The organism is Planotetraspora silvatica (assembly GCF_016863315.1).
Taxonomy (GTDB): domain Bacteria; phylum Actinomycetota; class Actinomycetes; order Streptosporangiales; family Streptosporangiaceae; genus Planotetraspora; species Planotetraspora silvatica.
The window spans coordinates 1-877 of record NZ_BOOQ01000103.1 but is presented as its reverse complement, the minus strand read 5'-3'; the positions used below and the strand labels follow the sequence as shown (position 1 = coordinate 877).

Genomic DNA, 877 nt, shown 5'->3' with positions numbered 1-877 from the left:
ACGGCGTCGACGGTGAACACCCACTGCGGCTGTCTCGTCTCCACCGCCAATGCTCTGGCCTCGGTGGCGGCGACGATCCCGAGCCGGGTGTCGGCGAGGCGCGCCGCCGACGTCGCCTGCTCGACCAGTGCCTGTGCGAGCGATCCGAACGGGCCGCGCGCTCGCATCCCCGCGATCGCCTCCGCGTGCAGCCGGGCGCCCAGTGTGAACGCCCCGACCGCGAGCGCAGTGGTGCCCAACAGGTGGAGGTTGCGCGGGCTGACCCAGCTCGCCTTGCTCAGCGCGTCGAGCCGGGCCAGTATGTGCCTGCCACGTTCGACAGGGCCGATCAGCGCGAGCGACGCGATGATCTGGGGTTCATCGGGCACGTCCAGCCGGTCGATCGCCGCGAGTACGAGAGCACGGGCGTCCCGTGGGGGATTGGAAAAGAACCAGCGCAGGCTCCTCATATGCAGCCAGCGCAGCGCGATCGCCGAGCCGTCACGCGCGCTGATCTCGTCGATGGTGGCGGCGTAGTCGGAATGCCGGTCCACGCCGGTCCACACGAAATGCAGGGTGATGTCGCGGAAATCGGTGAGCCTGGACCGGTCGATCGGGGCGAGGTCGGCGTCCTCCGCGCGGGCAAGGAGACGTTCCAGGGCGGCGCGGTCGCCGAGCTCGAAGGCCATGATGGCGGCGTCGATGAGCCGCGCGCCCCGGCGGGCCGGGTCGGCGCTGAGGTAGGCCGCGCGTTCCAGGGCTTCCAGCGCGAGCCCCGACGCGCCCCTGGCGTTGGCGCGCATCGCCGCGTCGGCGAGACTGGCGGCGATGTCGTCGTCGTGGGACGTCGCGGCGGCCGCCCGGTGCCAGATCCTGCGGTCGTCGTCATCGGGCAGGG

Annotated in this window: 1 pseudogene; it reads right to left on the bottom strand. The window is 71.9% G+C overall.

Features of this window, described 5'->3' with window-relative positions:
- Window positions 1-877: pseudogene (locus Psi02_RS39780) on the bottom strand (hypothetical protein); the annotation flags it as partial.